General features: G+C 38.0%; 26 protein-coding genes and 2 pseudogenes. 7 read left to right on the top strand and 21 right to left on the bottom strand.

The features are described 5' to 3' along the window. The first annotated feature begins 33 nt into the window (after positions 1 to 33). Together GQR54_RS03510 and GQR54_RS03505 are read left to right on the top strand one after the other, a co-directional pair. Entirely contained in the window at positions 34 to 687 is a 654-nt protein-coding gene (locus GQR54_RS03510) for a DUF6058 family natural product biosynthesis protein (protein WP_166376543.1), read from the top strand. 96 nt (positions 688 to 783) lie between these two features. Continuing rightward, the gene (locus GQR54_RS03505; protein WP_165725455.1) at positions 784 to 1,647 is read left to right on the top strand and encodes a delta-class carbonic anhydrase; all 864 of its coding nucleotides are present in this window, start codon (positions 784 to 786) and stop codon (positions 1,645 to 1,647) included. 73 nt (positions 1,648 to 1,720) lie between these two features. Here GQR54_RS03505 and GQR54_RS03500 read toward each other — a convergent pair whose 3' ends face one another. The 7 genes from GQR54_RS03500 to GQR54_RS03470 form a co-directional block, all read right to left on the bottom strand. Next, positions 1,721 to 2,485, bottom strand: coding sequence for a 2-keto-4-pentenoate hydratase (locus GQR54_RS03500; RefSeq protein ID WP_166376542.1), 765 nt, complete (start codon positions 2,483 to 2,485; stop codon positions 1,721 to 1,723). A 137-nt stretch (positions 2,486 to 2,622) separates the two neighbouring features. Further along, on the bottom strand, positions 2,623 to 3,027 hold the full coding sequence (locus GQR54_RS03495; RefSeq protein ID WP_002958658.1) for a hypothetical protein: 405 nt from the start codon (positions 3,025 to 3,027) through the stop codon (positions 2,623 to 2,625). A 108-nt stretch (positions 3,028 to 3,135) separates the two neighbouring features. Beyond that, positions 3,136 to 3,294, bottom strand: coding sequence for a hypothetical protein (locus tag GQR54_RS03490; protein ID WP_007378675.1), 159 nt, complete (start codon positions 3,292 to 3,294; stop codon positions 3,136 to 3,138). A 26-nt stretch (positions 3,295 to 3,320) separates the two neighbouring features. Beyond that, entirely contained in the window at positions 3,321 to 3,767 is a 447-nt protein-coding gene (locus GQR54_RS03485; protein WP_240918862.1) for a hypothetical protein, read from the bottom strand. Positions 3,768 to 4,095: 328 nt separating this feature from the next. After that, positions 4,096 to 4,383 carry a putative quinol monooxygenase gene (locus tag GQR54_RS03480; protein ID WP_002958660.1) on the bottom strand — a complete coding sequence of 96 codons (288 nt, stop codon included), beginning with the start codon at positions 4,381 to 4,383 and terminating at the stop codon, positions 4,096 to 4,098. Positions 4,384 to 4,462: 79 nt separating this feature from the next. Continuing rightward, the gene (gene dkgB / locus GQR54_RS03475; RefSeq protein ID WP_166376541.1) at positions 4,463 to 5,278 is read right to left on the bottom strand and encodes a 2,5-didehydrogluconate reductase DkgB; all 816 of its coding nucleotides are present in this window, start codon (positions 5,276 to 5,278) and stop codon (positions 4,463 to 4,465) included. A gap of 424 nt (positions 5,279 to 5,702) precedes the next feature. Next, complete coding sequence (locus GQR54_RS03470; RefSeq protein ID WP_166376540.1) at positions 5,703 to 6,875, bottom strand: MFS transporter; 1,173 nt, start codon at positions 6,873 to 6,875, stop codon at positions 5,703 to 5,705. A gap of 116 nt (positions 6,876 to 6,991) precedes the next feature. Here GQR54_RS03470 and GQR54_RS03465 point away from each other — a divergent pair, with 116 nt between their 5' ends. Continuing rightward, positions 6,992 to 7,879: a LysR family transcriptional regulator gene (locus GQR54_RS03465; RefSeq protein ID WP_166376539.1), complete on the top strand. Its 888-nt coding sequence runs from the start codon at positions 6,992 to 6,994 to the stop codon at positions 7,877 to 7,879. A 107-nt stretch (positions 7,880 to 7,986) separates the two neighbouring features. After that, positions 7,987 to 9,027, top strand: coding sequence for a metal-dependent hydrolase (locus tag GQR54_RS03460; protein ID WP_166376538.1), 1,041 nt, complete (start codon positions 7,987 to 7,989; stop codon positions 9,025 to 9,027). A gap of 74 nt (positions 9,028 to 9,101) precedes the next feature. Here GQR54_RS03460 and GQR54_RS19745 read toward each other — a convergent pair. Beyond that, positions 9,102 to 10,064 (bottom strand): annotated as a pseudogene (locus GQR54_RS19745) (sensor domain-containing diguanylate cyclase). Between the two features lie 325 nt (positions 10,065 to 10,389). Then, entirely contained in the window at positions 10,390 to 10,659 is a 270-nt protein-coding gene (locus GQR54_RS03450; protein WP_007580861.1) for a hypothetical protein, read from the bottom strand. Positions 10,660 to 10,900: 241 nt separating this feature from the next. Between GQR54_RS03450 and GQR54_RS03445 the strand changes: the two genes are divergently transcribed. Together GQR54_RS03445 and ykgO are read left to right on the top strand one after the other, a co-directional pair. Next, positions 10,901 to 11,167 (top strand): type B 50S ribosomal protein L31, encoded by a 267-nt coding sequence (locus GQR54_RS03445; protein ID WP_165723509.1) that lies wholly within the window; start codon positions 10,901 to 10,903, stop codon positions 11,165 to 11,167. Continuing rightward, positions 11,164 to 11,298, top strand: coding sequence for a type B 50S ribosomal protein L36 (ykgO, locus tag GQR54_RS03440; RefSeq protein ID WP_002958669.1), 135 nt, complete (start codon positions 11,164 to 11,166; stop codon positions 11,296 to 11,298). The genes GQR54_RS03445 and ykgO overlap by 4 nt, the downstream gene beginning before the upstream one ends. A 62-nt stretch (positions 11,299 to 11,360) precedes the next feature. Here ykgO and GQR54_RS03435 read toward each other — a convergent pair whose 3' ends face one another. The 10 genes from GQR54_RS03435 to GQR54_RS03390 form a co-directional block, all read right to left on the bottom strand. Further along, complete coding sequence (locus tag GQR54_RS03435; RefSeq protein WP_024591728.1) at positions 11,361 to 11,747, bottom strand: OsmC family protein; 387 nt, start codon at positions 11,745 to 11,747, stop codon at positions 11,361 to 11,363. 83 nt (positions 11,748 to 11,830) lie between these two features. Next, positions 11,831 to 12,220 (bottom strand): cytochrome b562, encoded by a 390-nt coding sequence (locus tag GQR54_RS03430; RefSeq protein ID WP_166376537.1) that lies wholly within the window; start codon positions 12,218 to 12,220, stop codon positions 11,831 to 11,833. A gap of 168 nt (positions 12,221 to 12,388) precedes the next feature. After that, positions 12,389 to 14,167 (bottom strand): alpha-amylase family glycosyl hydrolase, encoded by a 1,779-nt coding sequence (locus GQR54_RS03425; protein ID WP_166376536.1) that lies wholly within the window; start codon positions 14,165 to 14,167, stop codon positions 12,389 to 12,391. Between the two features lie 55 nt (positions 14,168 to 14,222). Beyond that, complete coding sequence (locus tag GQR54_RS03420) at positions 14,223 to 15,443, bottom strand: glycosyl transferase (protein WP_166376535.1); 1,221 nt, start codon at positions 15,441 to 15,443, stop codon at positions 14,223 to 14,225. Then, complete coding sequence (locus tag GQR54_RS03415; protein ID WP_166376534.1) at positions 15,436 to 17,181, bottom strand: HAD-IIB family hydrolase; 1,746 nt, start codon at positions 17,179 to 17,181, stop codon at positions 15,436 to 15,438. Before GQR54_RS03415 ends, GQR54_RS03420 begins: the two co-directional genes overlap by 8 nt. Positions 17,182 to 17,325: 144 nt before the next feature. Next, a complete protein-coding gene (locus GQR54_RS03410) occupies positions 17,326 to 18,564 on the bottom strand; it encodes a uracil-xanthine permease family protein (RefSeq protein ID WP_007580880.1) in 1,239 nt (412 codons plus the stop codon). 9 nt (positions 18,565 to 18,573) lie between these two features. Beyond that, a complete protein-coding gene (gene upp / locus GQR54_RS03405; protein WP_007580883.1) occupies positions 18,574 to 19,203 on the bottom strand; it encodes a uracil phosphoribosyltransferase in 630 nt (209 codons plus the stop codon). A 146-nt stretch (positions 19,204 to 19,349) separates the two neighbouring features. Then, positions 19,350 to 20,306: a phosphotransferase gene (locus GQR54_RS03400; protein ID WP_166376533.1), complete on the bottom strand. Its 957-nt coding sequence runs from the start codon at positions 20,304 to 20,306 to the stop codon at positions 19,350 to 19,352. A gap of 131 nt (positions 20,307 to 20,437) precedes the next feature. Then, the gene (locus GQR54_RS03395; RefSeq protein WP_166376532.1) at positions 20,438 to 21,412 is read right to left on the bottom strand and encodes a transposase; all 975 of its coding nucleotides are present in this window, start codon (positions 21,410 to 21,412) and stop codon (positions 20,438 to 20,440) included. 119 nt (positions 21,413 to 21,531) lie between these two features. Then, entirely contained in the window at positions 21,532 to 22,506 is a 975-nt protein-coding gene (locus GQR54_RS03390; protein ID WP_166376531.1) for a transposase, read from the bottom strand. Positions 22,507 to 22,616: 110 nt separating this feature from the next. Between GQR54_RS03390 and GQR54_RS03385 the strand changes: the two are divergent. Then, a pseudogene (locus tag GQR54_RS03385) lies at positions 22,617 to 22,982 on the top strand (transposase); the annotation flags it as partial. A 37-nt stretch (positions 22,983 to 23,019) separates the two neighbouring features. Here the strand turns inward: GQR54_RS03385 and GQR54_RS03380 are convergent. Both GQR54_RS03380 and GQR54_RS03375 read right to left on the bottom strand, forming a co-directional pair. After that, the gene (locus GQR54_RS03380) at positions 23,020 to 23,970 is read right to left on the bottom strand and encodes a hypothetical protein (protein ID WP_165729605.1); all 951 of its coding nucleotides are present in this window, start codon (positions 23,968 to 23,970) and stop codon (positions 23,020 to 23,022) included. Positions 23,971 to 24,249: 279 nt separating this feature from the next. Next, positions 24,250 to 24,873, bottom strand: coding sequence for a hypothetical protein (locus GQR54_RS03375; RefSeq protein ID WP_166376530.1), 624 nt, complete (start codon positions 24,871 to 24,873; stop codon positions 24,250 to 24,252). Positions 24,874 to 25,552 lie beyond the last annotated feature (679 nt).

Genomic DNA, 25,552 nt, shown 5'->3' with positions numbered 1-25,552 from the left:
ACAGTATTTTATTTTAACTATACCAGAGGCTTTATGCGTTTATCTGATTACTTAGCAACTCATTTTTATAACACCGATGAACTGTGCCAAGCATTAAATATAGATGCAGATACACTTTTAGCTTGGCAAGAGCGAAGTGTTTTCCCAAAACCAAGTTACTGTATTAAAAGTCAACTTAGCTGCAGCTCATATTCAGGTTTGTATGAATGCGAAGAGTATGACGACTATTACCCGCGCGGCTGTGTTAATTGGGGGCAAGGTCTTTTAAAACAAAAAATAGAATCATCAAGCCATGCTTTTAATTATTTTGCGCAGCAATATACTGTAAGCCTAACTAAACTCGCTCAGCAAGGATTTACGTTTAGCGAAGAGCTATTTGGCTGCGAAATAGACGAGCACTTGCAGCAAGTTTGGCAACAGTTTTTATGTAGTAAGTACGGCGTACTTACTCAAAATGGATTAATAGACGAAATAGTCTCGGTAGATATTGGCAGGCTATTAGTTGACGACATTACAGAACTACGCAGTAAAGCGAGCTTAAACCAAGACGAAAGAACGCTACTGCACCCAGCCATGAAGCTTTTAAACAAAGCATTAGGGCATGGCGCCGATCATGAAAAACAACACACATTACGCACCCGCTATATAGATGCACTTATTTTAAAATACGATTTATCTATTAAATAGTTTTGCATTAGTTTAATTATTTTAGGATTATTTGACGAAAAACAAGATCTGTTAACTTAATTGTTACGAAAAATGTAATTTAAAGGCACTGACTCAATGACAATCAAAACAAAAATAAGTGTAATTTCTGCTGTAATCACTATCCTATCTTTTAATACGCTAGCTAAAGCTAAACACGAAATAGCAAATGACGACATAATAAAAATGCAGCGTGCTGCACTTGCTAAAAACACCGCTAATAAAGGCTTTGGCCCACAATCTCCGCGCAATATTGATAATTATAAAGGCGAAAACACGGCAGTTTTTTCTCATGCCCCAACTTCATCAAGCATGAACTTATGTAATATACACTTTCATAAAAATGCTGAACATGCCGGTGGCGAGTTTAGTAAATATGCCGGAAATGGTAATGGAAAAGGTTTTAAAAGTGGCTACTTATATTCAGGCTCTTTAACTAAAAGTGAAAGTAAACCAGCAAAAATTGAAATTTGTCCAAGCGATCACGGCGCGCTTTTAGTTGGCGATACCATTGAGGTTCATAATGTTCATACGTCAGCAATTGTAAAACCAGGCCCAACCTTGGGTAGCTGTTTAAGTGATTCAATTAAAAATCCTCAACTACGTGTTGAAGCTCAAGTATATGTATTAGTAAACGATGCTAACGCACTTGATTTTGCTGAAATAAGCGCCGTGTCATCTGTAAATGGTTACTATCAAGCGATTGCTACACCTACAAATACGGGTAAACCTGTTGTTTATAGCGGTTCAACTACTGGTCCTAGTTACAACGAGGCAGGCTCTCCTTTTCAAGTAACATGGTCAGTTAAACCAAAAGTAGCAAAGGTTGATATAAACAGTGTTGGCAAATGGTGTGAAAGTAACACCTTTAATGAAGATCATGCTCACGGCGTACGAAATCTCGTAATAAATCCTGCATTACTCTCTAAAATCAATAATTAAAATTTAGCCAAATAAAAAACAACCCGCTAATTAGTGGGTTGTTTTATTATGACCGTTAAAATGAGTATTACGCTTAATGGGATAAAAATGTCACATTAAATGTATTTAAATCTTCATATGTAATACATGTTTGCTCATTGGTATTAAGCTCAACAACACCACAATAAGAGCCTGTTATAAACACTTGCCCTGCTTTTAAGTTAATTCCCTTTGCTGATAAGTAATTAACCGCCCAATAAAGTGGAAGCTGCGCAAGTTCTGCAGGATGCACACCCGCCAGGTTTAATTCCAGCTCAGTTTGCTTAACGTTAATATTTACAGTACTTGCGTTATACGCTTTGGCTTTATCTATTTGTGGGCCTAAATACACACCTTGATTAGATAAACCATCAGCCAGTTTTTCAATGTGAGTGCTTGGAGTGTCTTCATCAAACCTTTTTTGAATAAGCTCAAGTGCCAAGTGGGCGCTGGCAAATGCAGTATCTACGTCTTCATTTTTATAGATTTTATTACTTGGTAAATCGCTTTGTAAAATAAATGCAATTTCTGGTTCTATCAGCGCTTTGTTATTTGTTGTATACAGTGGGCAATTTTCAGCTTGTTTTATAGGTGCATGTAAAAGAGGCGCTAATATAATTGAGCCATCATCTAAAGGCAGCATACACTTCCAGCCATATACAGTTTGATCATTTAAATAAATCATCAACTTTTGTACTTCTATCGCATCGTCAGTCGAGTCTAGTACTAACTCTTTAGGAAAGTTTGAACGTGCTGGGTTTTCTTCTCTTTGTGCTAATAAGTGAGTAGCGATTAGTTTTAGCTGTATTGAGTTGTTCACATAAATCTCTTTAAAATACGTTACTGGTTAAGCAGTAAATAGGAAGGATTACATTATTAATGTATTAGTTTAGGCATTGGAACATCATGTTAAATGCCAATAATTAAAATTATATTAAAACAAAGCGCGGTAATTATTTAAGTATCAATAGATTTAAGCGATCGTAAAAATAGCCCTAAGCCGCCAAACGCTAAAATTATAATAACAATCAAATCAAACGACGTCATAGTTCGCATACTAAATCGCACACTCGATATAACGCCAAATATTAGTGCAGTTAACGAGCCTAGAGATAGCACCCAGCCTAAAATATTTTTAGAATTATAAAAAATTAGACCCACACCAAAAATAAACGGGATCATAACCATGCCGCCTGTAACGCCAAAGCCACCTAAAGCATTAACACTATAAATGCGAGAACTTAGTCCAAAATTAGAGGTTACCGAAATTGCGTTTAGCAGCATATAAAAGCCACCGCACATCATAATCAAACCAATAAAAAAATGCCCAATACCACCAGAGCTTCCACCCGCACCTTTCATTATTAAGTATTCCTTTTATATTTTTAACTTAATCGTTTTAAATGGTAATTGCTCAACTATTAACATTGACCGCGGTCTACAAATCAATCAGTGCACACGCGAAAACACTTATCGCGTAATTACATGCCAAATAACATAAAACCAAGATAAAAAACCATGCAAAATTGCCCATAACACAGACTCGTTAGCACTCCATGAAATAGCAATTGCTAGGGCTGTACCAAAAGAGACTCCATATTTTACTATTTCATTTCTTGAGTTTCTCATTAATTATATTCCTAACCTTTAACTTGTTAGCTGCTTGATTTTCTTACTAAAACTGAAAGCTCTTTACCATCAATATTGATACTTGCTTCTTTGCCTAGTACAACAACTAAAGAGGGAGCCATATGTTTTCCACCTAGCTTCAGGTCAGTTGCTAAACTAACAGTAGAACCATCAATTGGCGTTACTGTAAGAGCAAAACTATACAAATTATCAACTGAAACTGACGCCTCTTCGTTTGAATTTACAACTAAAGTAGGTGAGCCAATTAGGCTTTTATTATCATAAAACTTGGCCTTCACTACAAAACTATCATTAGCTTGTGCAAATGAGGCAAAGCCTAACAACGCTACTATTGCGATTAATTTTTTCATTATTATTTCCATATAAATTATACAGCTTAAAGCTATTAAGGCTTTATTGACTGTGATTTTTTTAGCTAGTAATTTACTAGTGATTGATGTTACATCATTCACTATACTCTCCATGCGCCAAGGCACGTAACAGTGCCTATTAGTGTTTCTATATTTACACCAGAGAACTTTAATGTAAACAACAAATTAAATAGGCTATTTATTAGAGTGGATTGTGATACCAAAACGACTTTTAATAGTGTTATAAACCTCTTTTGATTTCGATGCACTACGCATTAACAAAAAAGAGTCCTAATAGGTTTCATTGGTATATTGGGAAAGTAGAGTATTTAGGCAGGTTAGAGTGTAAGAATAAAAGGTGATGTAAGTTAACAACACCTATTTGAGTATTTACTTAGTTATGTAGTTTAGCTAAGTGGTATAAAACCGCTTAACCAATTGATTTATATACGTCAATACTACTATTGGTTAAAAGCCCAGTAACTTGCGTACCAAACGCTTTAAAGTGTGGCTCGTTTTTATGCGCTTCAAAGTGTTCGTCAGACGCCCACTGTTCACTAACTACATAGTCTGTATGTTCATCATCACTTTTTACCGATAATTCATAACGTAAGCACCCTACTTCTTGGCGCGATGACTTTTGTAAGTTTTCAAGTGCTGTAAGCATTACATCTGCATCAATATTTTTGCACGACAGTGCAGCTATAACCGTTAACATGTGTATTCCTTTTTAAAAGTTAAGGTGTAGATAATCTACACCTTAAAATATTTGGTTAAACTTTGCGTTTGAGGTAAGTTTACTGATCCCACTGCGGCGCAAATTCTGGTGTTGCTTGGCGGTCGCCGCAATCAAGACCATCAATGCGGGCTATGTCTTCATCATCTAATTTAACGTGGTCGTTAAAGTTATCTTCTAAGTTTTTACGCTTAGTTGATGATGGAATTGTCGTCATACCGCTGGCGTTAACCCATGCTAAAACAACTTGTGCTGGACTTGCATCGTGCTTTTTAGCAATGTCGATAATGGTTTGATCTTTAAGTACTTTGCCTACTACAAATGGCATGTATGCTGTTACATGAATGTCGTGCTGAGCACAAAATGCGCGTAATTTAGTATTAGTTAAATATGGGTGCACCTCAACCTGATTGGTAAATATTTCACGCGAGTCGAGTGTTTGCATTGCTTCATTTAAGTTTGCAATGGTGAAGTTTGATACACCAATGTGCTTAGTTAAACCAAGCTGCTTCGCTTTTAGTAATTCAGTGAGGTATTCACTCATTGGCTCGTCGCTAGCAGGCGATGGCCAATGAATTAGCAGTAAGTCGACCGAATCAACTTGTAGCTTTTCAAGTGACTTTTTAACGCTTGGGATAAAGTCGCTTTTATTTAATTTGTTATTCCACACTTTGGTAGTTAAGAATATTTCACTGCGCGGAATATTACTATCTTTTATAGCTTGACCTACTTGCTCTTCGTTGCCATAAATTTGTGCAGTATCAATATGGCGAAACCCAACTTCGAGCGCCATTTTTACTGAGTTATAGGCCGTGTCGCCCTCTAAGCGGAATGTTCCCATACCGAGTTCTGGCATTTCTATTACACGTTTTGTCATGGTTTATCCTTATAAAATAATCGGTTTGAAATACAAACTTCACTAGGGCGTGTTGTCCTTTGTGGATTGAAATTTGTTCAATCTAGGGGCGATTTAATCGCGGCGCGAGGTTTGTAACCTAGTGGGCTAAGTAAAAACCGAGCAACAAAGAGTTAATCGCTCCTAGAAAGAACCCAACGGGCAGTGTATGTTTGGTTTTTATGCTGCGTTATCGCCTATTTATGGGGAACAACCACACTACATAGGCTCTGCCTTGCCTAAAAACCAAACTTACTACTGCAAATTCAACAACCAAAGATCAACACGCCCTATAGTTTTACGAAATACACCTTTTACTTCTTATTACGACTGTCACTTAAAAATTAATGACCTCATAACAGGTATGAGGTCATTAATTTTAGTTTCAACCTTAACAGATAAGAATTTATGCTTGCTGAATTTCACGTTTATCAAGCATACCGCTGTAGCGTGTAACACCGAGTGCTAAAACAGAGATAACAGCGCCTATCCATGCTGTATCTTGCAGAGTCATGTTCTCTACTACACTACCGCCAATAATTGAGCCAAGTGCAATACCAATATTAAATGCGGCTATGTTTAAACCTGATGCAACATCTACTGCATTTGGCGTGTGCTTTTGCGCTTGCTTTACTACATAAAGTTGCAAGCCTGGTACATTACCAAACGCAAATGCGCCCCATACTAAAATAGTTAGTACAGCAGCAATTTTTGATTCCATCGTAAAGGTAAATATCAGTAAAATAATACTCAAAGCGCTGAATATAATACTCAGTGCGCTAATTGGGCCGCGTTTGTCAGCTAACTTTCCACCCCAAATATTACCTATTGCTACCGATACACCGTAAACAAGCATTATTAAAGCAATAGCCGAAGGCGCAAAACCTGTTTGCTGCTCTAAAATAGGTGCTAAATAAGTAAACGCTGTAAACGTGCCGCCGTAGCCTAATATAGTCATTAAATATACGAGTAATAAACGTGGTTTTACAATTACTTGTAGTTGCTCTTTAAACGTTGCTGGTATTGATTTTTTTAAGTTTTTTGGTACTAAAATAGAGCTGCCAATTAATGCAATTAAACCTAATACCGATACAACTAAAAACGTTGCACGCCAACCAAAGTGTTGTCCAATCCACGTACCTAATGGCACACCAGTTACTAGTGCTACAGTAAGCCCGGTAAACATAATGGCAATTGCACTGGCTTCTTTATCTTTGCTTACTAAGCTAGTAGCAATCATCGATCCGATTGAAAAAAACACACCATGGGCAAGCCCCGTTAAAATACGCGCAAGTATTAATGTTTCGTAGCTTGGCGCTTGCCAAGCGAGTAAGTTGCCCAGTACAAACAAGCCCATTAAGCTTATTAATACCACTTTACGATTCCAACGACCCGTTAAAGCTGTTAGCACCGGCGCACCAATAGCAACGCCAACCGCATATAAACTTACAAGCAAACCCGCTGAAGGTAGGCTTACGCCTAAGTCGTTTGCAATGGTAGGAACTAATCCCACTATTACAAACTCAGTTGTTCCTATTGCAAATGCGCTTAAGGTAAGCGCCCACAAAGCCAATGGCATAGTTATATCCTCATTAATATATGAAGAATGTAGTTTGGCTAAAATATCGTTTGCAAAAAATAGCATTAGTGACAAAATACTTTTGTTAATAATGCAAAAATGGTGTTGATATACTTATGGCTGTTCATTCAAAAACTGAAGATTTAGAAACGTTTATAACGGTGGTAGATTGCGGAAGCTTTTCGGGGGCGGCTAATTTGCTCGATCAACAGGTGGCTAAAGTGTCGCGAGCTGTATCACGCCTTGAAAATACACTGCAATGTACTTTGCTAAACAGAACAACACGCCGATTAGAGCTTACCGAAGAAGGCCATACTTTTATAAAATTTGCGCGCGAAGGGTTAAATACGCTTTATACCGGTGAAGAAGCCATAAAGCTTTTAAAACAAGCGCCAAGTGGCAAGCTGCGAATAGATGCTGCAAGCCCTTTTGTATTGCACCAACTTACGCCTTTAATTGGCGAATTTGCCAAGCAATACCCCCACATAACGCTTGATATAACCTCACACGACAGCATTATTGATTTACTTGAACATAAAACCGATTTAGCCATACGCATTGGTGATTTAAAAGACTCAAATCTACATGCTCGTAAACTTGGCAGCAGCCAGTTACGTATTGTAGCCAGCCCAGAATATATAAAAAACAACGCAACAATTACGCAAATAGATGACTTACAAAATCACAAGTTAATTGGTTTTAGCGACTCCCCTAAATTAAACACTTGGCCGTTAGTAAAGCCCGCTTTATTTACGTTTTCGCTTAGCGCAAGCAGCGGCGAAACAGTGCGCCAACTATGTATTGCAAACCAAGGCGTTGCGCTACTTTCTCACTTTATGATTGGCAATGACCTAAAAACAGGTAAATTAGTTGAAGTGTTACCCAGTGCAGTTAGCTCACCTAATAACCGAGAAATTATACAAGCCGTGTATTATAAAAATAGTGCGGTATCGTCTCGCATTACAGCGTTTTTAGATTTTATAAAGCCCAGGCTTAGCTTATAAATTTTGGGCATTGATGTGCTTATCAAATATTTCACATTATTTTTTGACGCTTTTTAATAATCAAAAAGTATAAATAATAAAAGTCGTAATTAAAGGTATTAATTAAAATGGATTCTTTAACGCAGGTAGCATTAGGTAGTGCTGTAGGTTATGCGGTATTAGGTAATAAAATAGGTCGAAAAGCCGTTTTGTGGGGTGCCATTTTAGGCACACTCCCTGATTTAGATGTATTTTTGCCATATGGTGGCTCTGTAGAAGCATTTACTTACCACCGTAGCTTTAGCCATTCGTTATTAATACATTTATTAATTAGCCCGCTCATTGTATGGCTAATTTTAAAAATACACGCGGGAATGCAAATTTATAAAGTGCGCTGGTTTTGGCTAGTATTTTTAAGTTTATCTACACATGCCCTATTAGACAGCCTAACGGTATACGGTACACAACTACTCTGGCCTTTTACTGAGTACCCCTTTGCGGTTTCTAGTGTGTTTATTATTGACCCCGCTTACACGCTTCCTTTATTAATTGGCGTAATATGTACGCTAATACCCAAAATAAAAGCAGCAACGGCTTATCGTATAAATGCAGCGGCTTTAGTTTTAAGTAGTCTATATTTATTTTGCGCTTTAATTTTAAAAGTAAATATTGATGACAAAGTAAAAACGGCTCTCAACAACAGACAAATACCAGTCAATGCGTATGTTAGTACGCCTGCTCCGCTAACCACTTTGCTGTGGCGTATTGTTGTGATGTCTGACGGACAATACTACGAAGGTTATGCATCAGTATTTGACGCACCCAGCGATGTTACATTAACGGCTTATCAAACAACGCCTTCACTGTTAAATAATATTAGCGATGAATGGGCTATAAAACGCTTGCAGTGGTTTACTAAAGGGTTTTATTCGGTGCGCCAACAGCAAAGCAATATTGTACTTTCTGATTTACGTATGGGCATGGAGTGCAACTATGTGTTTAATTTTGTAGTGGGTCAAAAAAATGATTCAGAAGTGAGCATTGGTAACTTTGAAAAAATAAGTCAAAGACCAAACTTAAACAATCTTCATAAAATATGGAACAGGATTTGGCAACCAAATGTGTCTTTAGCATCACCCGCGGCAAAAAATGACTGCAATAGCGAATAGCGGCATATTATAAAATTCGTACTAGCATGAGGAAGTTAAGTGAAGTTCAAGCAGCAATTAAACTAAATAGCTCACTAAAGTGATTGCTGCTTTTTTTGCTGATACATTGCAACATCAGCATCTTGAATCATATCTTCAACCGATTTACCTGTATCGTGTTTAAAGTGTGTTACTCCTACACTGTAATCAATTTTGTATGGCTTGTTTAAGGTATTATTAGCATGCTCTACTGCATCCGCAAACCTTTGTAAAACAAACTCTGCTTTTGTCTCGTCTGAGTCGCTTAACATCGCAACAAATTCATCTCCGCCAAGTCGACCTATTACTTCACAATCACGAAATGAACTAAGCATAATTTGTGCAAATTTATTTAATACAAAATCGCCTTCGTGGTGTCCATAAATATCATTAATTTGTTTAAACTTATTGAGATCAAACAAAATAAACGACATTGATACTTTATTTCGCCTACATACATTTAGCGTATGTTCAGCAAGGTTTAAAAAACCACGTCGATTAGAGATTCTTGTTAACTCGTCAATTGTGGCTAGTTGAATTGATTGAATTTCTCGCTCGACTAACGTGCCTAAATCTCTTAGTAATTGTTTTTCTTCATCATCGAGTTATCTAGGTTTATTATCGGCAAGGCACAAAGTGCCTATAGTGACTTCTTCCCTTAATTTTAAAGGAAAGCCTGCATAAAAGCGTACTTTAGGATCGCCTGTAACAAAGGGGTTATCAAAAAACCTTTTGTCTTGGGCTGTATCTGGGATTATTAATAACTCGTCTTGATTTATGGTGTGGCCACAAAATGAGGTTTCGCGAGGAAGCTCAGGCGCATCAAGCCCCTGCCTTGATTTAAACCACTGGCGGTCTTCGTCAATCAAAGTAACCAATGAAATAGAAACATTAAACATACGCTTGGCAATACGAGTAACACGATCAAAGCGCTCTTCATGAGACGTATCTAGAATTTTTAATGCTCTAAGCGCGTGTAATCGCTCGGCTTCGTTACTTGGGATCTCAGATTTAATCATTAAAGCTCTGTTTATTTTAAATGTTTTATAAATTATGAGATGGGAGCGAATATTTTCGAGTATATAACCCGATAAACTTATCTAAACTATAAACAGTCTGCCTATTAAAACTAGAACATTACCTTAAAATAGCAATAAATACTTATGAATGTCAGTAAGTCGTACCTAAATAAAGATAAGATTAAATCCGCAAAAAATTATGATGAAAACAGGTGGGATCAGTGGTTGGTTTGACGTAGCTACTCTTTAATACAAAAAGTAGTAGTGGCTATTTAGTTTTATTTAAATAACCACTGGATTTGGCATACATACAAAAATAAACACTTTAATTTTGGTGCTCATATTGTCCACGGTAAACTTCAAATACTTTTAAAACAGTATGTTGCTCTTTGGTTAGGTTATCAAACCAATCATCAAACAGCTCATCATCTTCTTGCTCGCTTAGTGCCATATACCTTGCAAGTAACTCTACAATATCGTTATGGTTGCAGGTTAAAGGATTTACTTGTTGCGCCAAGGTACTGTGGTCGCGCTCTCTTAGGGTTTCCATCACCCCTTGATCAATTTGTTCTTGTTGTTGTGTTGCGTCACTCATACATAACCTCTGTAATAACTTTATAACCGTATTTGTTAACGTTTTAACTCTTAAATATAGTTATAACAGCCTAAACGCCAATAGCCAGCATTTTTGATTCAAGTGCTTATTTTTTGATTTATTTGCGCAAATAGCCAGCAATTACGGCCTTTTTGAGGAACATTTAAATAATTTGCAATGGGAGAATAAATACGGTAAATTAAAATGATATATTATCACATATCATTTATTGAGGCGTATTATGAAACCAAATATTCATCCTGATTACCACGTGGTTGCTTTTCACGATACCGCTGCCGATTCTTACTTTATTATTGGCTCAACCATAAAAACGAGCCGCACAGTAGAAATAGACGGTAATACATATCCATACGTACCTATTGATGTATCAAGTGACTCGCACCCATTTTATACAGGCAAGCAAAAAACAGCCGCTACAGATGGCCGCGTTGCACAGTTTAATCGTCGTTTTAAAAGTTTATCGACTGTTAAAAAGGAAAAGGTATGAAAGTATTAAGCTCTCTTAAAAGTGCAAAGCAACGTCCGGGGTGTCAAATTGTAAAACGCAAAGGCCGCGTATTTGTAATTTGTAAAAACAACCCACGCTTTAAAGCAGTACAAGGAATGAAAAAGAAATAAGTTAAACGGGGATGCTCAACATATAATTAGGTAGCTTGCTTAAGCTACCTAATTTAGGGGGACTATTTTACCACTACTGAAAACTCTGGTACTGCCTGAATTACTTTTTTTACCGTACAGGTATTAACGGCTGCAATAAGCGCCTTTTTATATTTATCAGGGAAGCCTTCTGGTAAGTTAATCTCAATTGAAAATAGCTTTTTACCGTTGTCATCTACATTTTCGTTATTTTGAGTAAGCGTCATACCTTGCGTTGAAATATCACGCTGCTCACAAAACTTACGCGCATAAAAACCTGCACATAAAACCATACTTACTAAAAAATAATCAAACGGTTCTGGATACTCTGCATTGCCACCAGCGTTTACGCTTTGATCACTTATTACTTCTAGGTCGCCAAATTTAGCGCTTTGCTTTTGGCCTTCTAACATTGAAACTGAAATTTCCATTGTGTTTCCTTATATTTATTGCTGCAGATACCTTTAACGCAATTAGCTTAAAAGTAGCGACTAAAGATACATATAGTTTAGGTTTATGAACCGAACAGTAATTCAAAGAACCCTGGAGGCTCGTGTAACTCATGATATTTTTTACGTAAATTATCTATATTTTTTAACGGTACTTTTGCCGCACTTAGCCCTTGCTCGTTCGCTGCTTTTTTTGCTAGTTCAGCTTGGGCAATCACTTTATCAAGGCCTTGTAATGATTGTTCAGCTTTTTTGTAAAACTTAGCCGTTTTACTTACTTTTACAAGCTTAATAAATTCATCGATTGCGATATTAAATTCGTCAATCTGTGTAGCCTGCACTGCTTGTTTATATGCAAGCCCGGTGTTTTTCATATTTATTTCAAGATCGACAGGCTGCTGGGCTAAAGCCAACGAGCTAAATAGTAACGTAATAGCTAAATAAAAATACTTCATGAAAAACCTTATAAATAAAAGAGGGCTAATTATATCAATTATAGTGATGAAAGTAACTCTACAGAAATAATATGCTATTAATTGGTGTAAAGGGGCTTTACAGTAAACAACCACAGAATTTAGGCAATAAAAAAGTCTGCATTTGCAGACTTTTTAAAGAGTTAGCATTTATTTAATATTACTCAGCCACACACTTTGATACGGCTCAAGCTCTATTGTTAATTGGCTTTCTTCAATTGTTTTATCGGCAACTAAATCAAACCACTTTTGAGTATTAATCAAATTTAGGTCAGCCAATGTGAGTGTTTGCGGTTTATCACTAATGTTATAAACACAAAATATGCTTTGGCGTCTGTCAATGCTTTGCCTCCAAAAGCCAAATAACCCACCTGCTAAATGCAGCGTAAACTGTGTAGCGTTAGGGTGAAAGGCACTCTGCTTTTTGCGTACTGCCAATAAGCTTTTTATGCCGTTAAACACTTTATGATGATGACTGTACTTTTCACCAATTGCCGCGAGTAGTTTTGATTCTTGCCAACGATGGCGGTTAATAGCACGGTTATGCTGAGAGTTTTCAAAGCGTTCGTAATCGTTAGTTGTACCCAATAAACTATGAATATAAAGCCCTGGGATACCTTCAAGCGCAAACATAATTGCGTGAGCACACATAAACCGCTCAAGGCCAAACTTATCGGGGCCATTGTGCGTCCCTTGTAGTGCATCAAATAAAGCAATATTTAGCTCGTACGGTGTATGTGTGCCATCGTTACTTGTACGCATAGATACACGACCACCAAACTGCATGGTTGTACTTACTAGTGATGCCACTTCGCTAGTTTGTAGTAAACCTTCAATTGGTCTGAGCCCTATTCCATCGTGCGAGGCTATAAAGTTAAAGTATGCAGTACCATTTTGCGCAGGCGGCATACTCATCATCCAATGTTTAATTGCTGTGCTATCGCCGCTAAGTAATGTGTGTAGCAACAATGGCGGCAATGCAAAGTTATAAATACTGTGCGCTTCGTTAGCGTTACCAAAGTACGATAGGTTTTCTTGGTTTGGAATATTGGTTTCGGTAATAATAACTACGCTGGGCTCTGTGTGCTCAATAAGTGTTCGCATTAGCCTTACGGCTTCATGTGTTTGCGGTAAGTTAATGCAGCTTGTATTAAGCTGTTTCCACAAAAATGCAACCGCATCGAGTCTAAATAAACGCACGCCATTGTCTAAATAATGCCTAATTATTCCCACAAACTCTTTAAGTACATCAGGATTGCCAAAGTCAAAATCAACCTGATCGTGACTAAACGTACACCACACGTGCTTTTCGCCGCTTGGCGTTGTTACAGTATTTAATAACGATGACGTACGCGGGCGTACAACTTGGCTTAAATCATCCGTTAAGCTGGCCGTTTTAAAGTAGTCTTTACCCGGGTGTAAATCGTTTAAAAAGTTCTCAAACCATACGCTTCTGCTTGAGCAATGGTTAATAACTAAATCTGCCATTAGCTTTACATCTTTAGCGATATTTTGAATATCTCCCCAATCACCTAACGACTCATTCACTTGCACGTAGTTCATTACGGCAAAGCCTTCGTCTGAGCTATACGGGTAAAATGGCAATATATGCAGGGCATTTAACTGCATATCACATTGCTCTTTTATAAACCGGTGTAGTGTTTTAAGCGGTGCCTCCATTGGGCTCGATACAGCAAATTCACTATCATCATGTTTAATAATAGAGTCGCCATAAGCAATCAATACTATATCTTGTTCATCCCACCGGTTTGTATGGGGGGTCGGGTCGCGCAGTGCATTGCTACCTAATATAATTTTAATGAGTTGCTGAGCAAGCTCAGTAACCGATAAAGGCAACTCAACCCCCTCATAAATAATATGAAGATGTTGCTCTACTCGTTGTAAAAATAATTCGCTAACTGTGCTCACATGCGCCCCTAATATTTATTGTTTAGACTTATAGGCTAGTTAACCTGCACGCAGGTTAACTATATTCTTCGTTATCTAGCTCTACGGCTTCTTTTAAGCGCTCAAGTACGTCTGGCATTGCTGATACAACACGGTTCCAACTTGGCACAAATGGCGCTTCCATTGGGTTTTCTAAAAAGTGTTGCCCTGCTTCCATAATATTTTGTGCAAACATTTCTACTGCTTTTTCTTCTTGGTGTACATCAAGCGTTAACCCGTTCATAAGCGCGTCGTTGTGATAGGTTTCAATAAAATCTAGACCGATACGGTAGTACGTTGCTTTTAGTGAGCGAATTGTTTCGCTGGTAAAAGTGACACCTTGAGTTGCCAGCTTTCTAAACAATGCCTTAGTAATATCAATCGACATTTTAGACAAACCTGCACTTTGGTCATCAAGTGAAAGTTCTTGGTGCTTATGATCGTAATTATCAGCAATATCTACCTGGCACAAGCGGTTATGTGAATAGTTACGATACATTTCACTCAGTACGCCTATTTCAAGGCCCCAGTCACTTGGAATGCGAATATCGTTTAATACATCGCGTCTAAACGAAAACTCACCTGCAAGTGGGTATCTAAATGAGTCCATATATTCAAGATAGTCGGTATTGCCTAGAATTGTTTTAAACGAGCGAAGCAATGGCGTTACTAATAGGCGCGATACACGGCCATTAATTTTTCCATTAGCAGTGCGCGGGTAAAATCCTTTACAAAATTCATAGTTAAAACGCGGATGCGCAACGGGGTAAATTAAGCGAGCAAGTAAGCTTCTGTCGTAGGTTAAAATATCGCAATCATGCAGCGCGATAGATTCCACTTCCGCTGTTGCTAATTTATAGCCCATGCAGTACCACACGTTACGGCCTTTACCCAGCTCACGCGGTGCAACGCCTAGCTCTTGTAATTCTTTATCAAGTGCTTGTAAGCGAGGGCCGTCGTTCCATAATACTTTGTGGTTTTGGTTTAGCTCTTTAAAAAAACCAAGTCCATGGCGGTACTGTGCTTCGTCGGCTCTATCTAAGCCTATAGTAATTTGTGACAAATACGGTACTTCACGCAACTCGCTAACTATATTTTGCAGCGCAGGGCCTTCAAGTTCACTAAATAACGAAGGAAGTATTAATCCCATTGGGCGCTGCTTGCTAAAAGTAAGTAGCTCTTTTTCTAGATCTTCTATTGGTCTGTCGGCAATATTATGTAATGTTGTAATAATGCCATTTTGATAAAAATCAGCCATGAGATGTTTGCTCCTCAGAAATACTTAAAATACTGCTAATGCACGGCAACGATGTTATTTCTTCAATCCAGCCCAGCGGTGCTGGCGATTGAGAGTATCGTGCTTTATTGTGCGACAATTTAACCGGTTTTTTACTCGCCGGATTAGCGATAATAATGGCGATATTTGCATGCTCTAACATTTGCTTATCGTTATCGCTATCACCAAGTGCAATGATCGTGAGAGGCTTTCTGAAATGATGGGTAAACTGTTTAACTAACCACTGCTGTGCAGCGCTTTTATCGGTATTTTTGGCAATATGAATGAAGCGCCCACCAATTTTTATATCGTAGCCGAGTGCTTCAACATCGTTTACAAAGGCTGTGAGTAATTCGTCGTTGCCATACCAATAAAGAGGGTCTGAATAATCGCGAGTTTGTGCGCGTCTTGCTTGCGCATCATCGAGGCCTGTAAGCTCTGATATTTGCTCACTCGATAAGTCACTAAACAATTTGTAATGCGCTTTGTAATCCGCCTTTAAAGTATTTAAGTCCTTTAATAAACTCGATAACGGCTTTGCCATTGCATAACACCAGTACGCGCCTACTTTTTTACAACCAATTGGCTTTAATTCAAAATAGTCTTCTGGAATAAATACCGCTGCACCGTTTTCGACAATAAAAGGCTGTTGAATATTTAAATCGTTTTTAAGCTCTATAACTTCGCAAAAAGTTTTGCTGGTATTAAACACCACAGGAATATGCGCATTTTGCAGCTGCTGTAATAACTCACTGATATTATTTGTATTGTAATCGGCGTGATCGAGTAATGTACCGTCCAAATCTGTAAAAATAATAGGTTGAAGGGTGTCATCACTTGTTAGGTGCATACCGCTAATATCGCGATTGCTATCAAGTTCAATTAAAGCGTTTGCTTTAGCACTCAGTGTGTTTAAGTTCTCACGCGTAATGCGCTCAAAATGAGAAATAAAATACACCAATTGCTCGTTAGTCATGGTGCCTGAGCCTTCACCTTTTTTGGCTATTAACTTTTGTTCTTGCTCTTGTCGCCATGTAAAAACATCACTAAAACTCGGTGCTTTTAGCATAACGGTATAATCAATTAGGTTAAAAACGGCTTTATATTCGTTTGCCAAACAGCTGTTTACACAGCGGCGCCAAACGCCTTCTTTATCAAATTGTTGCTCTAACTCGTTAAGCGGCTCACTCAATGAAAACAACGGTTGTGGCTCACTGCCTACACACCAGCCTTCTAAAATAACAATATCAACTGGCTTTTCGTTTGTTAGCCAATCACTTGCTGGCACGCAGTCGTCTTCGTGTTTATTAAACCCTGGAAGCGGTACGTTTACCTCTCCTGCCAGTAAGTTAGTTATTGTGCTATTCATTAACGCTACATCGTGAGTACCCGGTACTCCGCGAGTAGTAAAAAGAGGATGTACGTCTTTGGCAAGTTCACTACGTGCTTGTTTTGCTAAATAAAAGTCATCAATCGACAATGCAACACTGTTAAGTGGTGTGTTTTTAGAAAACCAGGTAACTAAAAAATCAGCGAGTGTTGTTTTTCCTGAGCCTTGGCATCCATTTATGGCAACAAAAATAGGAGTATTTGTTTTTTTAGATTCGAGGATGTCATGCGCAAGTGGAACAAAATATTGCTCACTCAAATATTGATACTTTAAAGGCAGTTGGTGTTTTGCTAAAAACGGGGTTATATCCACAATATTGGCCTCTGACATAGTTACTCCTTTGCATACAATGCGTCTGGGAGTTAAATGCAGATACTAGACCATTATTATTTTTATATATTTATTAATAGGTTAAAAAAATAGCGCATTATAAATGCGCTATTATGGTGCAATCTATTTAGCTAATGTGCAAAATTAAACTTTTTCAGGCTCTGCTTTTGGTAATACTAAGTTAAGTACTATTCCTAAAATAGCGCAAAGGCTTACGCCCTCTAAACTAAATTGGCTGCCACCAATATGCATACCGCCAATACCGCACACCAAAATAAGTGCAACAATACTTAAGTTACGTGGTGCTGTTAAATCATCGCCCGACTTAACTAATGTATTTAAACCCACTACAGCAATAGAGCCAAAAAGTAGAATCATAATTCCGCCCATTACTGGCACAGGAATAGTTTGCAAACCAGATCCCATTTTAGCTACAAACGCTAAAATAATGGCAATAACAGCTGTCCACATCATTACTTTAGGATTGAAGTTTTTGGTAAGCATAACTGCCCCCGTTACTTCTGAGTAAGTAGTGTTAGGCGGGCCACCAAATAATGATGCCGCAGAAGTCGCAAGGCCATCACCAAACAAAGTACGATGAAGCCCAGGCTTTTTCAAAAAGTCTTTATTGGTTACTTGGCTAATAGCCATCATATCGCCAATATGCTCAATTGCAGGTGCTATTGCTACAGGTACCATAAACAAAATAGCCTGCCATTTAAACTCAGGCCAAGTAAAGTTTGGTACAGCAAACCACTGTGCGTTAGTCACTGCGTCAAATTGCACAACGCCCATACCAAGCGATAAACAATAACCCGCTACAACCCCTGCTAGTATAGGTATAAGCTTAAATACGCCTTTTCCCCATACTGCAAAAATAAGCGTAACCACTAACGAGAACAACGAAATATAAATAGCGCTGGTGTAATCAATAATTTGAATACTGCCGTCGCCACTTTTACCCATCGCCATATTTACAGCAACAGGTGCAAGCGCTAAACCAATAACCATAATTACTGGGCCTACAACCACAGGTGGTAAAATTTTATGAAGCGTTGCAACGCCTTTAAATTTCACTAATAAACTTAAAAGCATATAAGCAAAACCCGCCACCATTAAGCCGCCCATAGTGGCCGGCACGCCCCACATTTGCACAGCGGCAATAATAGGTGCAATAAAGGCAAATGATGACGCTAAAAATATAGGCACTTGGCCTTTAGTCACTACCTGAAACAGCAAGGTACCAATGCCTGCGGTAAAAAGCGCAACATTAGGATCCAAGCCCGTTAAAAGCGGCACTAATACCAGCGCACCAAATGCTACAAACAGCATTTGCGCGCCCGTTAAAATAGTTTTTATTGAAAAGGTGTCATTATTTTGCACTTAAGACTCCTAAACAGTACCAAATATTTTGTCGCCCGCATCGCCTAAACCAGGGATAATATAGCCCTTTTCGTTTAAGTGGCTATCCACTGAGGCTGTAAATATTTCTACATCTGGATGAGCTGTAAGTGTTCTTTCAACACCTTCTGGTGCTGCAACTAGTACAATTACTTTGATTTCTTTACAGCCTGCTTTTTTAAGCATATCGATTGTGGCAATCATAGAACCACCCGTTGCAAGCATAGGGTCAATAACTAAGCTTAAGCGCTCATCAATATTACCTACTAGCTTTTCAAAATACGGTACTGGCTCTAGTGTTTCTTCGTTACGTTCAAGACCAACCACACTTACTTTAGCCGCTGGTAATAACTGCATTACACCGTCCATCATGCCAAGACCAGCACGCAAAATAGGCACTACGGTAATTTTTTTACCTTTAATATGCTCTACTTTTAATTTATTGCCATCCCAGCCTGTAATTTCGTTATCTTCTAACTGTAGGTTTTTTGTTGCTTCGTAGGTTAATAAAGTACCTACTTCAGAACACAATTCACGAAAGCTTTTAGTGCTAATACCATGCGCGCGCATTAGGCCTAATTTATGTTGAACAAGAGGGTGAGAAATAACGTGAATAGCCATGATGTAAACCTAATGATAGAAGAATTTGCGGTATTTTATATTAAAAAAGGTCATTTGACCTGTAGTTTTAAAGAGATTTTCATACATCGTGCCAAAATGTATTGTTTTGCTTGATATTTATGCAAGCCATCAACCCGTTGTGTTTATTAAATGTTACTCGCTAACCAGCTGTTTACTTGCTGTTGCATGTAAATATTTATTTTTTGATGCTCAGGGCTCCAGCCAGCTAAAAATCGATAAAAGTCAGCCCATGCAGCAGGCCATAAAGCGAGCCAATTGTCAGCTATTTTACCTGCTGGTGCTGTAGGATGATAAGTTGTAATAGCAGCCTTTAAATTATCAAAATAATACGCAAGATACTCATCAGCGCTTTCGTGTAATTGTGCATCACTTAAGCAACTGGTCATAAAATACATTACATCAATTATCCCGCAACCTGCTCCTATATATTGAAAATCATAACCGAGTATTTTACCACTCTCATTTGCTGCAAAGTTAGCAAGTTTTGCATCGCCATGAATCAGCGTTTTGTACGCACAACTTTGTAGTTGCTCATCTATTTTATGTGCAGCATTTTTAATATCGGACTTTTTATCATCTGCTGTTTTAAGTTTATTAAACTCATCTGGTCGTGTGCTTAAATGCCAATAATTACCTTGCTGCCATAACCCATCAGCGGGCTTATTTAAGTTAAACGCATGAAAGTGTGCAAGCCATTTTAATATAGATTTAACATGTTGCTGCCCTGCTTGAATAAACCCATGTTTGGTGAAGTCTTTAAACACCAGCGCATATTCATCGCCTTTATTAATTGCGCTTATACATTCAATACTTTGCGCATATTTTGGTAAATGCTGGCTATAAAGCTTATAAAAAGTGTATTCAACGCTATAGGAGTACTGCTTTCTTTTAAGTGCAACTTCGCTTTGTTTAATTTTAGGATGACTTATATAGCTTGGAATTTTAATCGCCTTAATAACGCATAGCTCATTATCAAGCTGGCACTGCACAATACTGCCACACCCACTCCAAAGTGATGTAAGCGTATCGCCAATTTTAATGTGCTTAAAATGAGGTTGTAATAAAGGAATGTAAAATGCCATGGTAAAAATAACTATCCGTTTGTTTTGCTTTGCTTAAATTAGACCCACTCTTTACGAGCTATGAGTCTAAATTGCACGTATGAAAATGGCTACATAATTGCAGTTTTAATTTTTACTGAGTAGTTTAAGTTTTATGCCAGTAGCTTTTCGCAGTTACTGATATTCGCTCGCCGCTTTCGCTTTAAGTTTTCACAATAACCTTCTTGTGAGGCTGGCCTGCCCACTGCACCATGAAATACGCGCGTAAATTGGGTTGTAAGCTTTAACCAGTTTTCTGGAGATATATTCACCCTTTCTAGTAAAGGCAAGTGTGTACTCTCAATATACCCTCGCTTGTCTTCTCGTATACAACGTCCTGTCAATTCAACAAGTTCAAGGTACGATTTAAGCTCAAACGGGAGTCCTTTTGGCATTATTTGACGTGACACGCCTGCAAAGCGAAGTAGTTGTTTTGGTTGTTTGCTATCCTTTGCGCATGTTAAACGCTTTTGTACGCTGGTATGGTCTGACTCTTCTGGTGTGTTAGCCATTTTAGCTCTAATGGGATTTAAATCGACATAGGCCATGCAAGCTGCAAGTGCGGCTTCATCTAGAAGTGCTTGCGATTTGAATCTGCCTTCCCAGAATCTACCCGTGCAGTTATCTTCTTTATTTGCTCTGCGCGCAATGTCTTCATTTAATAACCGCATAAACCAGCTGATACTTGCTAAGCGCTCGCGGTATTGCTTAACCGTTTGATTGAAAAAGATGAGTTCAACTTTACTTAGCTTTTCACCTTGTACATATTTTTGCGTTAACAATGTGCCTTTGCAGAGTTTATGCCAGCGAATAATAATCGCTTTATCATTCAGCCTATTTGCTTTATTATCATCAACATACAGTACTAAATGGGTATGATTACTCATAACGGCATAAGCACATACATCAATACAAAATATCTTAGCTAACTCAAACAGTTTGTCTTCAACCCACCCTCTGCGGTGCTCGTAAGATTGACCAGTAAAATGGTCTTCACCGCACAAAAAAGCACGGCGTACGCAACGTGATATACAGTGGTAGTACTTTGTATCAACCAAACTTACTTGACGCTTTCTTGCGATTGCCATAAGACACCCTGCTTGTTTTTTGCACTAAATAAAGGCTAGTCTTTAACTTCGAAAAGCGCAAAATTTAGAGTGGGTGTCTTGTTTATTTCTTTGAATAGTTTTACTGAGTAGTTTACGTTTTATGCCAGTAGCTTTTCGCAGTTACTGATATTCGCTCGCCGCTTTCGCTTTAAGTTTTCACAATAAGCTTCTTGTGAGGCTGGCCTGCCCACTGCACCACGAAATACGCGCGTAAATTGGTTTGTAAGCTTTAACCAGTTTTCTGGAGATATATTCACCCTTTCCAGTAAAGACAAATGTGTACTTTCAATATACCCTCGCTTGTCTTCTCGTATACAACGTCCTGTAAATTCAACAAGTTCAAGGTACGATTTAAGCTCAAACGGCAGCCCTTTGGGCATAATCTGACGTGGCATACCTGCAAAGCGAAGGAGTTGTTTTGGCTGCTTGCCTTCTTTTGCGCATATTAAGCGTACTTGAGCGCTGGTATGGTCTGACTCTTCTGCCGTTTTAGCCATCTTGGCTCTAATGGGGTTTAAATCTACATACGCCATACAGGCGGCAAGTGCGGCTTCATCTAGTAATGCTTGTGAGCTAAATCGCCCCTCCCAAAACCTGCCAGTACAGTTATCTTCCTTATTTGCTCTGCGAGCAATATCTTCATTTAACAACCGCATAAACCAGCTAATACTTGATAGGCGCTCTCGATATCCCTTTACTGTTTGATTAAAAAAGATAAGTTCAACTTTACTTAGCTTTTCACCCTGTACATATTTTTGCGTTAACAATGTGCCTTTACAGAGTTTATGCCAGCGAATAACAATCGCTTTATCATTCAGCCTATTCGCTTTCTTATCATCAACATACAGTACTAAATGGGTATGATTACTCATAACGGCATAAGCACATACATCAATACAAAACACCTTAGCTAACTCAAGCAGTTTGTCTTCAACCCAGCCTCTACGATGCTCGTAAGACTTGCCTGTAAAACGGTCTTCGCCACATAAAAATGCACGGCGTACACAACGTGAAATACAGTGGTAGTACTTTGTATCAACCAAACTTACTTGACGCTTTCTTGCGATAGCCATAAGACACCCTGCTTGTTTTTTACACTAAATAAAACGTAGTCCTTAATTTAAAAAAGAGCAAAATTTAGGATGGGTGTCACTGTTAATTGCTTTTCACTGTTAATTGCTTTATTCAAAGTGTGCCTGGCGTTGGTAATGTTGTCGCGTTTAACTTACTTAGTGACATGCCTGAGCTTGGGTGTGTAAACAATAAAGAGGCTGCATCACTAGTTGGTGTTGCACCATTTAATCGAGAAAGTGGTGCTTATCAGGGTAAACGGATGATACGAGGTGGACGACCGAAAATTAGAACCGCAATGTATATGGCAATGATGTCAGCTATCCAATGTAACCCTAAATTTAAAGCTATTTATCATCGGCTAGTCGCGGCAGGGAAACCTAAAAAAGTGGCTATTATTGCCTGTATAAGAAAGCTTATAGTAATCATAAATTCTATGGTGAGAGATGGTGTCATGTGGGATCCTAAAATGGCTTGAAATTAGGAATTGACACCATAGTCACTTGTTATGTGCCTTATTTAACTCGATACCTGAATAATACAAGGTTATCTAAAACAAGATTGCTTGACCAAATAAATGAAGCACCAGAACCTGAGAACTGTTCTTGGAAATTCATATAAGCTTTCTTATTATTAACACCAATTTCATCTTCCGTAAATTCCACTGAATTTGGCCAAGATAAGTAACTTTCGTTTAATTTCCAATTTACTGGGATATCCCAATGTAACGAATAGGTCTCAATATACTTATCCGCACCATTGGTACTGCATTTTGTTGTTAAACGCTGATCTCCTATTTCTTTAGCACACTTCAGATCATAAACAGGAGAGGTATAAAAAGTTTGAGCTGACCATTTAGAATTGGTTTTCGTACCATCTGAGAAGCTTGCAATAAAGCCACCGTCTCCAGGGTGAAAACGTTTACCACGGTTATCTTCACTACCCAAGCCTGAATTTTCTTCCCAATCAACAACTTTGATTGCTATATCATATGGCTTTTTAACTTTAAATTTCACGATATTGGAATTAAAAGGAGTAAAAGGTATAGGATCCACGGCTATTAACTTACCGTTTATAAATAATTCAAAGTAATTATCTGCAAATATGTACCCTGTAATAACTTCCCCATCTTTATCTACTTCTATGATAGGTACGGACGACAAGTTAACCTCAGATAAAGATTTTGGGGTTACCTTCGAGCATTCATTATAAAGGTCTGTGGCAAAATTCTTTTGTTCATATTGAACCTTTGCAGGAACAAGATATTCAATATTATCATATTTTTTAATGCCGACTGGAGACGGACGTGAACGTCCGTTTTTACAGGTAAATAACGTTGAAACGTTGACTTCAGCCTCACCTTTAATTACATGAGCAGTCCCAGCATAATCACTAGAACTAGCTGATGACGAAAAACTTAACATAGTAAATAACGATAGTACCGAAAATTTAATTTTAATATTCATAAATATTCCCATATATAGAAGAGCCAAAGCATAGGCACATAACGAGACTGTAGAATAACTCCAACAGCCAAATTCAATTAAAAAAGCGAGCTCCTGTAGTTAACTCTAAGCGTTTTTAAAGCATTAGGTAATGCATTTGGAACCCATAAAACAGGCTGTTTTTCTTAAAAATGAGTAATTCTACAGCCTCAACGCCCCATTAAGAGGCTAAAAATTTTTGGCTAAAATCAGCGAGGTACGAGCAGTAGCCAACTGTTTTTAGTCCTTTTGAATGGCTTGTTATGTACCTGTAACTTCATTATTTAATTTAATTTTTTCAAATTCACGATGATAAGACTGAATGCCAATACCACATTTACCATCAAATGCCTTACCCAATCTAATTAAAGCGTCAACATTAACAGCCTCTAAAGGGTCTATAGTACCATCAGACCAGTTAGCAAAGTCGTTTATCACCATAGCTGAAGATAACTCTATATTCTCAGGCCATTCTGGTTGTGCTTTATTAGTATAATAATCAAGTTTACGTAATTCTTTTTTATCTAATAATACGTAAAATTTATGACGCCAATATTCTTCTTGTTCTGCACAGATTAATTTATACGTTTCTGTCTTAATTAAGTTTTTTAATTTTGTATATCTCATGATATGTCGAGCCGCGGTAAGCCAATTTAAGCGACTTGCTCGAGGTACTTCTTCGTATTTCCCTTCAGTTAATGTTTCAAACCCCCAATCAAGAGAGCTAACCGCTTGATTAAGGATTTCTTTATCTTGTAATGCTTTATCATCTTCTTTTCTTTTTAAGTTAGAGGTTCGATAATTTAAGTAAGCTATGATGATAGATATAAGTGTTAGACCAGAAATAACAGTTTTTAAAAGTTCATAATTGATATCGATACTCAACGCCTCCAAGGTACATAACGAGACTGTAGAATAACTCCAACAGCCAAATTCAATTAAAAAAGCGAGCTCCTGTAGTTAACTCTAAGCGTTTTTAAAGCATTAGGTAATGCATTTGGAACCCATAAAACAGGCTGTTTTTCTTAAAAATGAGTAATTCTACAGCCTCAACGCTCCCATAAGCCGTGAGCTGTGCTGGCACTATTTGTTGCGCCTTTGTTTTTTGCAACCAATGTGACAGTGTTGCGAATCAGCTTCATGGGCTTGTTATAAGTTGCTTGTTACTCGCTATCCGAAAATGAGGAGCCTAAGCCACCAGGGTCATTTACCTTTAACCCCTTATCAGGAGCACTAGGAACAGGACCCTGAGTAATTGAAAATCCAACTATGGGTCCAATAATTGGTAACAATACGATAAGCCACCTTTGACCATTGAGTCTATCAATTTTTCTTACAGTAAACTTATTCCGCTTGCCTTGTGACAAACTTCGTACCTTTCTATAAATTGTGCATAATGCAATCGCGGCACACATGAAATGGATGCCGAATAATATAGATATAATTACAGGTAAGTTGATTTCAATCATGACTTATAACGAGCCTGTAGATTAACTCGTTTTTTATTTGTTTTTATTGATAAACAAACCATAGCTGAGTTCCTATTTTGGTTCAATCGATTACT

The organism is Pseudoalteromonas sp. Z9A4 (assembly GCF_011378845.1).
GTDB classification, from domain to species: domain Bacteria; phylum Pseudomonadota; class Gammaproteobacteria; order Enterobacterales; family Alteromonadaceae; genus Pseudoalteromonas; species Pseudoalteromonas arctica.
The sequence above is the reverse complement of the archived record's forward strand: the minus strand, read 5'-3'. Positions and strand labels throughout refer to the sequence as shown.